The sequence below is a fragment of the Paenibacillus sp. BC26 genome (genome assembly GCF_900116125.1).
Taxonomy (GTDB): Bacteria; Bacillota; Bacilli; order Paenibacillales; family Paenibacillaceae; genus Paenibacillus_Z; species Paenibacillus_Z lignilyticus.
Genome location: NZ_FPAD01000006.1, coordinates 81,690 through 94,944 on the forward strand (window position 1 = coordinate 81,690; position 13,255 = coordinate 94,944).

A 13,255-nucleotide genomic window follows, 5' to 3' on the forward strand; every position below is an offset into this window, starting at 1 on the left:
CGCCTTCTCTCCTCGTATTCTGGCCAATCTTCTTCGCTTCACTGCTCCCGACTTATCCTGCAGCATCGTCTATAATAAGAACCCAGTCCTCGCCAATTCCGGAGGTTGGCGGTAAGAAGGTTTGTTTGCCTTGGTTCGGAATCGCCTGCTCCTGCTTATGAGCGCTCGAAGTCTCGCCCGTGCGCGGATCATACCAGCTGGCGCGTACGTGGTCGCCTGTAATCCGGCCCATGCTCACTTCGAAGGGCTGGCCGGTCGCGCTATATACGTACAGATAACCGCGCCCTCTGGCCGCCCGAATATGGTCTGCCCCTTCCAGCTGATTCGTGATCAAACTTTGATCCGGCACCAGCTCGAGGAACGGCCGCGATTCGAAGAGCGCCCGCACATGCTTCATCTGGGCGGCGCCCGGGCGGCTCAAAGCCTCCTGCCAATGAAGCTTTGCTCCGCTATAAGCCGTCCGCCCGGGCTCATAGAATTGCCATACGCTCGTATGCCCGTAGACATGGCCGAAGGCGCCCGCCAAGACCGCCCAGTATGCGGCTTGCCGGACATCATAATCGAGGAAGAAACCGAGCTCCTCGTTCCAATTGACCGAGTGGTCTTCATAGCGGGGTTCCCCATCGATTGTCGGCTTAGGCGGGTAGATATGATAGTCCTTGGTAATCAAGTTGTAGTTCGCCAAATGCCGGCCGAAATGGCCGGATTGATGCGTATGGTAATCGCACCATTCGTCGTGATGGAACCATATCGAGGAGGAGTAGCCGCCCATGGGATGGTAGGTAATCAGGTGACTTCCGCCATCTCCTTCACGCAATCCTCCTGCCATCGCCCGCCACACCGCAATACGCTCATCGGGGTTCCGATCGCCGCCGAGAATCCATACGATGTTCGGCTTGTCCTTGTATCGCTCGCCCACGTAACGACCGAATTCGCGCGCGTTGTCCACGTTGAAGATTTCCGGTCCCTTAGCAAAAGGATTGCCCAGCAGCACCTTGTCTCCCCAAGTCGGCACGATGCCTATGACAAGATCGAGCGATGCCGCATAATCGACGACATAATCAATATGCTTCCAATAATCATAGCGGTCCGCAATTTCCGCGGGACGCGATGGATCGTACTTGCCCACCTCGTCTTGCAGCAGCGGCACCTCGCCATACGCGTTTTGCTCGGCTAGCCCTTCAAGCTCGAAGAGAATGACCGCTTGCACGACATTAAAGCCCTGCTCCTTACGGGTTTCCAGATAGGCGGCTGTCTGCTCCCGGTCAAGCCGGTGGAACAGCTCCCATGCGGTATCGCCCATGTAGAAGAAAGGCGCACCGTCTTCTTTCATCATAAATCTTTTATTCTCGGATATGTTCAGCATGATGGCCTTCGCACCTTTCGAGCTTCATTTGTTACACTTGCGGTCTCTGTGTCCGCCACTCATTGCCCCACAGCTTCGTGCCGCCGCCGAATGCTTTGCGGTATTCCTGCCGCCAATAATGCACATCGTGCAAATTAAGCATCGGCATGTTCTGTCTTCCGGCCCGGTCAGGAAGCTTCGGATAAGGCTTATGCGGTTCTGATTGATACCAGTACGCCACCGTGGCGAGATCCAGCGTCAGCACGTTTCCATGACCATGCTCCATGCTCGCACGCAGCGATTTCTCGAAATACACCGGATCCTCCAGCATGAAGCGGTAGCAATGCGTCCGTCCCAGAAATCCGGTTTCCCCTTCATTGATCTTGGCGATACCGAAGTAAGGATGCATGAACACTTCCTTCGGACACCAAGCCGTATTGAAATAATCCTCCGTCCCCGTGCCATGCAAGGATCCCGGCCATTCTTCGCCGTCGATCATCCACATGTCATCGCCTTCCCCGTACCACATGGGACTCGGGTTATCGACGAAGTAATTCAGCCCTACGAAATGACCTTTTCCTTCTATATCCGCGAACACATAATTGTGCTTGTCATCCAAAGTCGGCTTCAGCGGCACGATCTCAAGCAAACCCTCGTTCTCGCCGTCTTCGGGATCCGCCTCCGTCAGCTCACGCCGCCAATGCGCATGGAATCTTCCTATATCCTCTTCGAGCTCATCATGCTCTTCATAATCTACATAGTAATAGAGGGCATCCATCGGCAGGTCCGAATCATTCTCCACCGTAATGACTGCGCCTTGCCCAAACGGCATCGGAAAATAGCAATTCAGCCCTCTTCCCCCCTGCGGCGCGGCTGCCAGCGGCAAAGACATGAACGGGTAGGATTGGCCCCAGCCTTGTCCGAAGAAATCCCCGATCGGCGACTCCACGCTCGGCTCGCTTTCCCCATCCCAATACATGCGCAGCACCGCGTTTCGGCGAATCATGTTATCGCTCGTGCTGATCGTCATCCAGATATGGCGGATAATGCCCGCTCCTTCGATGCGCGCAATTTCCTTGACCTCTCCTGCGCCGATCGGCACCGAATCCTTGTTAAAGCCGGCTCGGTCATAGCTGGAAATCCGCTTCGTTCTTCTACCGTTTTGAAGCTTGTAGATGCCGTCAAGTATGGACATGGTGAACGCTCCTCAATAGATAGGATATAAGTACGATTTATAAATCTGCTTGCTCCAAAAAAACTCCTGATCCTCAGCGGTCGGGAGTTATCGTATTACGCATACTATGCAGGTGCTGCATTCGCTTCCTATCTCGATTATAGGCCTGCGCAAGTGCGGCAACAACGTGAAATCATTGACTCGCGTAGTCTTTCATTTACCTTTTTTCATGAACGGAATACATTTTTTAACGCTGGTCTTTTCGAGTCGCTTCAACTAAGATAAGAGAGGTTCATTTAACCGTTCAATATTTTTTGAACAAACTTTACTAGGGGAGTGGAGCAGCATGAGAAACAGAGAAAGTAAACGAGCTGGCAAGTTTGTTGCAACTACATTAGCAGTAGGAATGCTTGCACTGCCATTTAGCGGGATCGTATCCGCAGAAGCAGAAGGAAGCTCAACATTGAAGCTTAGCATTATGGAAACGACGGACATTCATACGAATCTGATGTCCTACGATTATTACAAGGATGCTGCAGCTCCGACCGTAGGTCTAGCCAGAACGGCGAACCTGGTTAAACAAGTTCGCGAACAATCCCCTAATACGTTCTTGGTCGACAACGGAGACCTGATTCAAGGCACGCCGCTCGGCACGTACAAAGCGAAAGTCGCTCCGCTGAAAGCAGGCGAGATTCACCCGGTTTACAAAGCGATGAATCTAATGGACTATGACGTAGCTACGCTTGGCAATCATGAGTTCAACTACGGCCTTGATTACCTAAGCCAAGCGATCAAAGGCGCAAACTTCCCTTATATCTCCGCTAACGTGTATGTAGATGATAAGGATAACAACCCTGAAAATGATAAAAACAAATTCGAGCCGTACAAGCTCATTGAGAAAACGTACAAAGACGAAGCCGGACAAGAGCAAACGCTCAAAATCGGCGTAATCGGTTTTGTGCCTCCGCAAATTATGGACTGGGACAAAGCATCGCTTGAAGGCAATGTCATCACGAAGGACATCGTGGAAACAGCAGAGAAATTCATTCCCGTCATGAAGGCTGAAGGCGCGGATATCATTATCGCCATGGCGCACACCGGTTTTAACGGCAACGCGGCTGCACATGTGAAAGCAGAAGATGCCGTATTGCCGCTAAGTAAAGTACCTGGCATTGATGCCATCACGTTCTCGCACACCCATAAGGTATTCCCTGCAGTTGACGAGAAGTCCCTTGATGCGCTGTTCAAAGACGCTTCCGGCAAAGTATTGCCCGGCGTAGACAACGCTAAAGGTACAATCAACGGCGTACCTGCTGTTCAAGCCGGTTACGGCGGCAGCGACCTCGGCGTAATCGACCTTACGCTGGAGAAGCAAGACGGCAAATGGAAAGTGGCGGCTTCCCAGTCCTCCACGAAATCCATCTATGACAAAGTAGCGAAGAAATCGCTCGTTGACGAAGATCCTGCGATCGTAGCAGCGGTTAAAGCGGATCACGATGCGACCATTCAATATGCGAACAACCCAATCGGTACAACGACTTCGCCGATTCACAGCTATTTTGCCCTGGTTCAAGACGATCCATCGGTTCAAATTGTAACCAACGCGCAGAAATGGTACGTGGAGCAATACGTGAAGGACAACTTGCCGCAATACAAAGACACGCCGATTCTGTCGGTTGGCGCTCCGTTTAAAGCCGGCCGCAACGGCGTAGAAGAATATACCGAAATTAAAGCAGGCCCTCTTGCGATTAAGAGCGCAGGCGATCTTTACCTCTACGACAACACGATGAAAGCTATTCTGGTTAAAGGTTCTGTTGTTAAAGAATGGCTTGAAATGTCGGCAGGCAAGTTCAATCAGATCGATCCGACTGTCAAAGAAGAGCAAGCTTTGCTGAACGCAAGCTTCCCGGTCTACAACTTCGACGTCATTGACGGCGTAACGTATCAAGTCGATGTTACGAAGCCGGCGAAATACAAAGCAGACGGTACTGTCAGCAATGCGGACTCCAGCCGTATCCTCAACCTGAAATACAAAGGTAAAGCGGTAGATCCGAACCAAGACTTTATCGTGGTAACGAACAACTACCGTGCAAGCGGCGGCGGTAACTTCCCAGGCGTTAAAGGAAGCAAGTACATCATTGATTCCACCGAAGAGAACCGTCAAATTCTGATGGATTACATCACGGAAAATAAAGAGATCAACCCATCGATCGACAACAACTGGTCGATCGCGCCAATCTACGGCGATGTGAATGTCACGTTCGCTTCTTCTCCGAAGGCTGAAGGTTATGCGAAAGCAACGAGCAACATCCGTTACTTGGACAAAACAGACGACAAAGGCTTTGGCATCTTCTCCATCAACTTGAACAAAACGTTCCGTGACGTACCTGCTTCGCACTGGGCTTACCCATCGATTCAGCGTCTGGCGGCTAAACAAATCGTGCAAGGTAAGAACGAAACCGACTTTGATCCGAATGCACAAGTTACACGCGCTGAGTTTGCGACTATGCTTGTGAAAGCACTGAATCTTAAGCCAACCGCAACTACAGTGTCGTTCAAAGACGTTCCGGCAGGCAGCTGGTACGCAGACGCGGTAGCAGCAGCTTATGGCAATGGTTTGGTTAAAGGCATCAGCAACGATCTGTTTGCGCCGACTGCAAGCATCACGCGTGAGCAAATGGCTGTAATGGCTAAGAATGCGCTGGATCTTCAAGCAGCGGAAGCGCAAGAAGCAGCTGCCGCGATTACATTCGCAGACGGCGACACGATCAGCACTTGGGCAAAATCCAGCGTTGATGCTGTAACCGGCAAAGGCATCATGAATGGCCGCGGAAACAACAAGTTTGTGCCGAAAGCGACTTCGACACGCGCGGAAGCAGCCAAAGTGATTGACCTGGTTATGACAAGCGCAACGAAGTAATCGTTCGGAAAGACCATAAGACCCGTGAGACGGACACTTGGATTCAAGTGACCTCTTGCGGGTCTTTTTTTGACCGAATTCATGGTAGATGCCGAATTTAATGAAAAAAGGGTACCCTAATTAGGTACCTTTTTCTTATTTATATATCAATATTGACATATGGTTAGTTCCGTAGCATAATACTTCGTATGCGAAATTTCGTATACGAAATAAATTGCGGCATGCTTAGGAGGCCCTCCAATGGATGAACAACAACGTATCCTTCAAATATTCCAAAGCTACCGCGAGGTTAATCAAGCCTTCTTCCAAGTGATGAAGAAAGTCGCGCAGCAGCATCGGATCACGCCGATTCAGCTCATCGTCATTCGCATCTTGAAGGAACATCCCGAGATTAAACTAACGGAGCTGGCCGAGAAACTAAACCTTGGCAACAGCACGACCAGCGGCATCATCGATCGAATGGTTCGGGATGATCTCGTGTGCCGGGCGCGCACCGAGGCGGATCGCCGAGCTATGACGCTAACGCTCTCCGATAAAGGAAACACCTTGTGGGAAGAGTCGAATACGACGCGTACGCTGCTGTACCAGCCTCTTCTTCAATTGTCCGAGGAGGATCAACAGCAATTCCTCCGTATCCAAACCGAAATTTTAGGCATCTTAAGAAAAGTGAAAGAGGATGGTGCTATATGACCAGCATGATAAGCTCAACCTTACGTAAAGGTCCGATCATGGCCTCGCTGCTTCTCGCAGCATTCGTAGCGTTGCTCAGCCAAACCGTATTAAATGTCGCCCTGCCCAAAATGATGGAAGACCTGAACGTGAACGAGAGCACCATCCAGTGGCTGTCCAACGGCTACATGCTCGTAAACGGCGTGCTCGTACCGATTAGCGCCTTCTTGTTCAATCGTTTCTCTACCCGTAAGCTGTTCCTGGTGGCCTCTTCATTGTTCGCTATCGGAACGATCATTTGCGCTTTCTCCGGCGACTTTGGCGTGCTGCTCTCAGGGCGTCTTGTGCAAGCTGTCGGCGCCGGTATCCTTATGCCGCTCATGTCCGTCGTCATTCTAACGATCTTCCCTGTAGAAGAACGCGGCAAAGCGATGGGGATGATGGGGATCGCCATGATTTTCGCGCCGGCCATTGGACCAACGATGTCCGGATGGGTTGTCGAGCATTACGACTGGCATGTCCTGTTCTACATCATCATGCCGCTTGCTATCTTGGCCGTCATCATCGGTGCCATCTTCATGAAGGATGTTATCAAGACCAGTCTTCCTAAGCTCGATACGCTTGGCGTTGTCCTATCCACCGTCGGCTTCGGCGGACTCCTGTACGGTTTCAGCGACGCTGGCACGGCCGGCTGGGGCAGCACGACCGTTATCGTCTGTCTCGCATTAGGCGGGCTATCTTTATTGCTCTTCGTTATCCGATCACTTACGGCCGAGAAACCGCTGCTTGATCTGAATGTATTCAAATATCCGATGTTCTCGTTGACGACACTGATCAATGCGATCATCACGATGGCGATGTTCTCCGGTATGATTCTGCTCCCGATCTTCCTGCAGAACATCCGCGGCTTCTCCCCGCTGGACTCCGGTTTGCTGCTGCTTCCGGGAGCCATTCTAATGGGCATTATGTCGCCGATCACGGGGATGATTTTCGATAAAGTCGGTGCTCGCTGGCTGGCTGTCGTCGGTCTCGTCATTACGACGATCACCACGTATGAATTCAGCCATTTGACAGCCGATTCCACTTATAATCACATGATGCTGATCTATACGCTGCGGATGTTCGGGATGTCGATGCTCATGATGCCAATCCAGACAGCCGGCATGAACCAGCTGCCGCGCCGCTTGAACGCGCACGGATCGGCGATGTCGCAGACGCTTCGTAACGTCTCCGGTGCACTCGGCACCGCGATTCTGGTCACGCTTATGACGAACAAGACAGCGTCCCATGCCAAGGAGCTTATCCTTGCGGGCAAAGTCGATACGACCGACCAAACCAAAATGGCGGAAATCACGCAAACGGCGATGATTTACGGAATCAATCACTCCTTCGTCGTCGCTACTTGGCTGACTGTGGCCGCGCTCGTACTGGCCTTCTTCATCCGCAAGGTGAAGCCGCATGAAGAGCCTGCGGCTGCACGCGCCGACTTCACTAATTTTGACGATGTGGAATAATACAAAAAGGCCGGGAATTCTCCGCTTACGGAGATCCCGGCCTTCTTTATTGCCCTATTAGGCGACGATAAGGTCTTCTTGACCAACGCCGCGCAGATCCTCATAGAAATGCGCCATCGATGTGCTGAAATATGGTCCTAACCAAAGGAAGCCAACACCAAGCGTTGGAATGCACAACAAGAACCAACCGAAGAAGGATAAGTAGAGCACAAACAATCTCCATTTGTGCCCCGCCATCATGGCCTTACTGCGGTTAATCGCTTCGATAGGCACCATGCCCGGGTTATCCCTCAAAATATAATAGGACTGCGAGTAGCGCATTGCCGCGATGATTCCCGGTACGAGGAACAGGAGCGTCCACAGCAAAGTGAATATCGACATGACGACGTAAAGCACAAGCGAATCTCTATATCGCTCAAATCCTCTAAGAACTCCGGCGGCATCAGGCACGTTCCTCCGAGCATAATCCAAGTAATGATTATAGATTCCATACGTTAACGGAGCTTCCATTAGGATACTGATGATCCATCCAATATAATTAATTTTATTGGTGACCGTACTAACGATAATCGAAATGATCACGAACATTAAGAAGTGCAGGACAGCCGGTTTCCAGTTCCCTGATAAGCTCTGTCTTGCTCTGGCACGAATTTGAGGACGAGTGAGCATGTGTCGAATTTCCCCCTGCTATCTGATAGTGGATTGCAACCCCATCTTACCTTGCCAAGCCGGGACTTCACAACCGTTTTATTTCCATTGCTTGGTTAGAATGACCCATTCCACGATGACAAGATCGATGATGATAGCCGTCCAAATATTCACTTTCAGTATCTCTTCGATCATTCCTTCCCTACCCGCCGGCAGAGAAAACCCGTTCAACAACCCATAGGTTAGCAGCAGCAGCGGAACCGCCAAACGTGCGCATACGGCTACCAGCGTAATACCATAACTGCGAATCATCCACTTGCGATGCTCATCGAACCTCCGATGTACCGCAGTCCGATACCCTTTCCAGCTGGTGAACAGCCAGAGACCGGTCAGCACGAGGAATGATACCGCTTTTGTAAAATCCTCGACGTACAGAATGACCACCAGAGATAGAATCCCGCTTAGGAAAACACTGCGGACGTACGCGCGTCCCAATAGACGATGCACACGAGGATAACGCTTGCGGATATATCCCACGAATTGACTCCAACCCGTCAGCAGGGCGACAAAAGCAAAGGAGATATGCGCAACAAGTGCCGGGTATTGAATACTCACGGAGGAGATGCCCACACGACTGTTATCCGGATCAAAAGTCATATACGGGAGCATGAACGGAATCATCACCCCAACCGATACCACCAGCAAAATCCACCAACGCCTATTCGCCTTCACGACAATCACGCCACCTACGTTTTCTTTTCATTGTACCTGTTCATTCTATCGAATCCGTAAAGGATTTCTAAAAAAAGACTAAACAAGCCTAGGATGGCGGCGTAAGCTCAAATGTCCAAGGTCCGCGGATCACGACTTCCGGACGGACGATCTTCACGCTTAACTGCTTGCTGCCCTGCTCCATGTCGACCTCCATATATAAAACCTCACCCGTTTGCTCATCCAGTTTGAACATGCTGCTTCTATCCAAGCCGAAATTAAACAACGATGCTGTCGCCTGCTCGTCATAGTGCATATCCAGGTAAAGCCGCAAATTAGTCTCACTTACGCGTTCCACTTTCGTAATCGTGACCGGAAAACCGGCGATTTCGAAAGTTTGATTCAGATGGTCGTTTGCAGCCGTCGGCACCTTAATTTGCGTCTCATCATTATACGTAACGCTGATTTCAGGCAGCGTCAGGGTATAGCGGTCACTTGCAGCTCCCTTCGGTACGCTAAAGAAGAATTCGCTAGCCGGACTGCTGACACCCGGAATGTTCTCGATCTCCAGCTTCTTGCCAGCTCCATCAGCCACCTGCAGCTTCCGGTTATCATCATGCAGGTACACACCGAAAATGCCATAATCTCCGACTTGGAAATCATTAGAATGGCGAGCGACCAAGGAAACTCTGACCTTCTCGTCCATCCGGTCTGTAATGGCCGTTATGGAGACGCCGGCAGCTGTATCCGTTGCACCTAATTCCGAATAACTGGCGTAGGTCGCAGCCCTCGACAGGTTAACGTCCACTTCAACAGCAGGATCAAGCGGCAGAATCAGTTGAACGGATCCGCTAAGGTCCAGCTTGCCTTTATGCCAGAAATCGGAGGTCCACTTCGCCCCACCCCAAACGGCCATAGAAGAATCCAGGGTGAACTTCATTCCCTTCTCATTCACGACCTCAATCTGTTTGAACCGCGGCGCATCTGTCCCTGCCATCGTGATATAGGTCATCTCTTCATCGGACATGAATCCCGTGATAAGAATCGACCCATCCCCGACCTTAACCGTAATCGGCTGCTTCATCACATACCGTTCCATAGGAACGTCTTCTTCTTTCACAATGCCGATACCCGGCACAAATTGCAGCGCCTTCTGAAGGGCGGCCCATACTCTGGAGTGGTCTGCCAGTGCCGCCATCAATAGAAATACGGCTATCGCTGCTGCGACCGCGGCAATTCTTCGCTTCTTTGCCGGTTGCATGGCGCCGCTTATTGGAGTGCCGATGGCTTGCTTCTGTTCCGCAGCCGCTTGTTGAATGCCCAGTCGACTTCTCAGCCCCAGCTCGGGAGGTATAGGTATCGATTCCAACCGCTCTTTAATTGGATTTGAACTCACGGCTATCCCCCTCCTCTACTCGCATTCGAAGCTTCTTAAGCGCCCGGTACAGCAATGTTTTGCCCGTTCCCAGCGGAATGCCCATCATCTCAGCCGCTTCCCGGATCGTAAAATCATAATAAAACCTCAGCAGGATGACGTGCTTCTCCTCCGCCGTCAAGTATGCTATGAGATCCCGCAACGATACGGAAAGCGGAATATCTTCTTCGTCCTTTACAGCCGTCAAATGGTCCAACAAGTCCGGACTCCATTGCACTTCTTTCTTTCGTTTGCGCAGCATGTCGATCGAACAACCGATGGCGATCTGGATGAGCCATGTTTTGAAGTACTGCGGTTCCTTAATCGTTGCGATCGCTTTATACGACTTGTAGGCCGTTTCTTGTACGACGTCAAGAGCATCCTCCGAGTTGCCCAAATAAACATAAGCCGTTCGGTAAATATCCGCTTCATATTGCTGAAACAGCTCTAAAAACGCCTGCTCATCACCTTGCTGCGCTTTCTTGACCCGCTCGATAATCCCCATCACCTGCTTTACTTTTACCTGCCTAACGATTAGACGCACAAGATCGCCATTTGGCTCTGCTTTTCAAATAAACGTTTCCCTCTTGCAGCCTCTGCCTCTTTGCCCCCAATACAAAAAGCCGAGAAGCTCCACTAACGGAGTTCCCGGCCTTCATTTATTCCACTCACCTGTTACTTCGCAATATCCTCGTAAAAGTGTCCCGCCGCGGTGCTGACATACGGGCCCAGCCAGAGGTATCCGATACCGAGCGTCGGGATGCACAGCAATGCCCATCCGATGAAGGAGAGGTAAAGCGTAAACAACCGCCACTTGTTCCCCGCCATCAAGGCTTTGCTTCGGTCGATCGCCTCAAGGGGCGCTATACCCGGATTATCCCGCAGGATGAAATAGGATTGCGAATAGCGAAGGGCCGCGATAATACCCGGAACGATGAGCAGCAGCGTCCATAACATCGTAAAGACCGCCATGACAACGTAGACTATGAGCGTTTCCTTGTACCGCTGAAACCCGCGAAAAATATCTGCCGCCGCCGGGATCTTCCCTCGCGCGAAATCCAAATAATGATTATAGATCCCATACGCCAACGGAGCCGTCAACAGAACGTTAATGATCCATCCGATGTAGTCGATTTTATTCGTGATGCTGCTGATTAGGCCTGAAACAACCATGTACAGCAAGAAGTGAAGTACAGCCGTCTTCCAGTTGCCGGCTAAGCTTTGCCTTGCTTGAGCGCGAATCTCTGAACGACTAAGCATATATCAGTTTCCCCCCGAAATAGTATCGTTTAGCTTCAAACTATACTACGTCGGATAGAGCGGATTTAGTCCGATTCGGTTTATTTCGTCGTTTCCTTCCCTTGCACGGCTGCACTTACATCCCTTCCGCCAATAGGCCGGGAGAGCAGTTCAATCAACGAAAGCGGTGTATCGGCCATCTCGATCTGATCTCGCATTTCCGGACTCTCGTCCTCCATCTCTTGCATCGATTTATATAGATTATATAACAATCCCATTATACGGATCCTCCAACCTCGGCAAGCATGCCGACAAATTGTCTGCCAAACTGTTTGCAGACCTCTTTCTCGGCGGGACTTGGCCCGAATTCTATTTTCAGCCCATCGAGCACAACCTCTGAGCCCAGTTCCTTGAGTTTATCCACTAAGATGTCTACGGCAACTCCGTAAGCAGAGTAAGAGGAATCGCAAGATCCGAACACGGCGGACTTGGTTCCCTGCAATTGCAGGCCGTTCATTTGCGCATAGTAATCAAGAAACTCATCAGGCAGCTCGCCGTCGCCCCACGTATACGCACCAAGGACAATACCATCGTAAGCCGCCATGTCGGCAGCAGCAGCATCCATTACCATCTGAACCGTGAGTGTACCGCCTGCTTCACGAATGCCTTGTGCAATTGCATCCGCCATATCCTCCGTATTACCTGTCATGCTCGCATAAACCAGCAGTATATTAGCCATGCTTACAACACTCCTTTACCCTATGTCTCCATAGTCTCTTGCTTGGGTGTGCGTTCCTTACGTCCCGCATTTCCTCTCTCATATTAGTTGATAATGATTCTCATTGTCAATTAATCTTTTGAAAATAGTTCCTTTTCCTTGATGACCTTTGTCCATTTAGAGAACAATGTGCAAGTACGATGGGTCTGATTCAGCGGGAGCGTGCCCATGTTAAAAAGGCCGGAACCCCTTGTGTAGCAAGGAGTTCCGGCCTTTGAAGCCAAGCATTTATTGGTACAGGACAACCTTAGCCATATCCGCTATGCGGTACAGCTTGTCTTTGTTAGTAAGTGATCGAGTAAGCACGCGCAAGCCCAGCAAAGTGTTGTGCAGGCTCTCAGCGAGATCCTCAGCGCTCCGTGTCGACGTAAAATCGCCGTTCTGCTGCCCCCTGCTGATCACATCAGCGAGCATTTGCTCCCAGTAAGCAAAGCTCTCGCTCACTTTGGCTCTTGCCTCGGGATCGCTCGAAGCCAGTTCAACCGCCATATTCACCATCATGCAGCCAACAGGATTATCTGCACTCGTGCCCTGGATCGTGTAATCGAATATAAAATCGATTGCCTGCTTCGGCGTAGAGTTCGGAATGAGCGCACCGAGCCGATTGTTGGTCAGCGTTTTGTACCGGTCAAACGCCCTTAGATATAGCATATGTTTATCGCCGAACGTATCGTACAAGCTTCTGCGGTGAATGCCCATACGCTCGACAAGATCATTAATCGATGTTTTCTCGTAGCCCTGCTCCCAGAACAGCTTCATTGCCTTCAGCAGCACGACGTCTTCTTCGAATTCTTTCGCTCTAGCCATAAGCATACCCCTTTCCAGTCGATTTTACCATATTGA

Annotated in this window: 13 protein-coding genes; 3 read left to right on the top strand and 10 right to left on the bottom strand. The window is 50.8% G+C overall.

The genetic code is table 11. The annotated features are described in order from the left end of the window. Nucleotides 1–52 precede the first annotated feature (52 nt). Together BM412_RS28810 and BM412_RS28815 are read right to left on the bottom strand one after the other, a co-directional pair. On the bottom strand, nt 53–1,366 hold the full coding sequence (locus tag BM412_RS28810) for a glycoside hydrolase family 140 protein (protein WP_177246142.1): 1,314 nt from the start codon (nt 1,364–1,366) through the stop codon (nt 53–55). A 31-nt stretch (nt 1,367–1,397) separates the two neighbouring features. Continuing rightward, nucleotides 1,398–2,540 (bottom strand): glycoside hydrolase family 172 protein, encoded by a 1,143-nt coding sequence (locus tag BM412_RS28815; RefSeq protein ID WP_091225157.1) that lies wholly within the window; start codon nt 2,538–2,540, stop codon nt 1,398–1,400. A 325-nt stretch (nt 2,541–2,865) separates the two neighbouring features. Here BM412_RS28815 and BM412_RS28820 point away from each other — a divergent pair, with 325 nt between their 5' ends. From BM412_RS28820 to BM412_RS28830, 3 genes are all read left to right on the top strand, one after another. Continuing rightward, entirely contained in the window at nt 2,866–5,439 is a 2,574-nt protein-coding gene (locus tag BM412_RS28820) for a bifunctional 2',3'-cyclic-nucleotide 2'-phosphodiesterase/3'-nucleotidase (protein ID WP_091225158.1), read from the top strand. A 240-nt stretch (nt 5,440–5,679) separates the two neighbouring features. Next, a complete protein-coding gene (locus tag BM412_RS28825; protein WP_091225159.1) occupies nt 5,680–6,129 on the top strand; it encodes a MarR family winged helix-turn-helix transcriptional regulator in 450 nt (149 codons plus the stop codon). Then, nucleotides 6,126–7,622 (top strand): DHA2 family efflux MFS transporter permease subunit, encoded by a 1,497-nt coding sequence (locus BM412_RS28830; protein WP_091225160.1) that lies wholly within the window; start codon nt 6,126–6,128, stop codon nt 7,620–7,622. The genes BM412_RS28825 and BM412_RS28830 overlap by 4 nt, the downstream gene beginning before the upstream one ends. A 57-nt stretch (nt 7,623–7,679) precedes the next feature. Here the strand turns inward: BM412_RS28830 and BM412_RS28835 are convergent, their stop codons facing one another. The 8 genes from BM412_RS28835 to BM412_RS28865 form a co-directional block, all read right to left on the bottom strand. Continuing rightward, nucleotides 7,680–8,291 carry a DUF975 family protein gene (locus BM412_RS28835; RefSeq protein ID WP_091225161.1) on the bottom strand — a complete coding sequence of 204 codons (612 nt, stop codon included), beginning with the start codon at nt 8,289–8,291 and terminating at the stop codon, nt 7,680–7,682. Nucleotides 8,292–8,369: 78 nt separating this feature from the next. After that, nucleotides 8,370–9,002 (bottom strand): DUF2306 domain-containing protein, encoded by a 633-nt coding sequence (locus BM412_RS28840; RefSeq protein WP_091225162.1) that lies wholly within the window; start codon nt 9,000–9,002, stop codon nt 8,370–8,372. 88 nt (nt 9,003–9,090) lie between these two features. Further along, nucleotides 9,091–10,377, bottom strand: a complete 1,287-nt coding sequence (locus tag BM412_RS28845; protein ID WP_091225163.1) for a hypothetical protein — start codon at nt 10,375–10,377, stop codon at nt 9,091–9,093. Continuing rightward, complete coding sequence (locus BM412_RS28850; protein ID WP_371264869.1) at nt 10,358–10,939, bottom strand: sigma-70 family RNA polymerase sigma factor; 582 nt, start codon at nt 10,937–10,939, stop codon at nt 10,358–10,360. The genes BM412_RS28845 and BM412_RS28850 overlap by 20 nt, the downstream gene beginning before the upstream one ends. A 131-nt stretch (nt 10,940–11,070) precedes the next feature. Beyond that, nucleotides 11,071–11,655 carry a DUF975 family protein gene (locus BM412_RS28855; protein ID WP_091225165.1) on the bottom strand — a complete coding sequence of 195 codons (585 nt, stop codon included), beginning with the start codon at nt 11,653–11,655 and terminating at the stop codon, nt 11,071–11,073. A gap of 80 nt (nt 11,656–11,735) precedes the next feature. Continuing rightward, nucleotides 11,736–11,912 (bottom strand): hypothetical protein, encoded by a 177-nt coding sequence (locus BM412_RS32285; RefSeq protein ID WP_177246143.1) that lies wholly within the window; start codon nt 11,910–11,912, stop codon nt 11,736–11,738. Beyond that, entirely contained in the window at nt 11,912–12,373 is a 462-nt protein-coding gene (locus BM412_RS28860; protein WP_091225166.1) for a flavodoxin, read from the bottom strand. Before BM412_RS28860 ends, BM412_RS32285 begins: the two co-directional genes overlap by 1 nt. A gap of 267 nt (nt 12,374–12,640) precedes the next feature. Then, complete coding sequence (locus BM412_RS28865) at nt 12,641–13,219, bottom strand: TetR/AcrR family transcriptional regulator (protein WP_091225167.1); 579 nt, start codon at nt 13,217–13,219, stop codon at nt 12,641–12,643. Between the last annotated feature and the right edge of the window lie 36 nt (nt 13,220–13,255).